This window comes from Streptococcus suis (assembly GCF_002960445.1).
Classification (GTDB): domain Bacteria; phylum Bacillota; class Bacilli; order Lactobacillales; family Streptococcaceae; genus Streptococcus; species Streptococcus hyiners.
This window is the reverse complement of record NZ_POJD01000214.1, coordinates 1-276: the sequence shown is the minus strand read 5'-3', so window position 1 is coordinate 276 and position 276 is coordinate 1. Positions and strand designations below refer to the sequence as shown.

1 pseudogene is annotated in these 276 nt (G+C 37.7%); it reads left to right on the top strand.

The features are described 5' to 3' along the window. Nucleotides 1–138, top strand: a pseudogene (locus tag C1G53_RS13380) (glutamine ABC transporter substrate-binding protein); the annotation flags it as partial. Nucleotides 139–276 lie beyond the last annotated feature (138 nt).

Here is a 276-nt window from a genome sequence, read left to right as displayed (position 1 = left end):
GGAATTGTTACTAAATTATCTAACAAAGACCTTAACAACTACTTAAATAGTCTCGTAGAAAAATGGACTGCCGATGGTAGCCTACAAAGCATCTATGATGCCAATGGTCTCAAACCAGTCACAGAAACTGACGAATAGAAAGGTGAAACAATATGACAGTTTTAACAACTAGTCCTTACGCTTGGGAGAATTGGGTCAGTTATCTCAAAGATTTTCCAATCTTTTTCCAAGGTTTTCTCTTTACCTTAGCCATTTCTGTCGGAGCCTTTATCATGG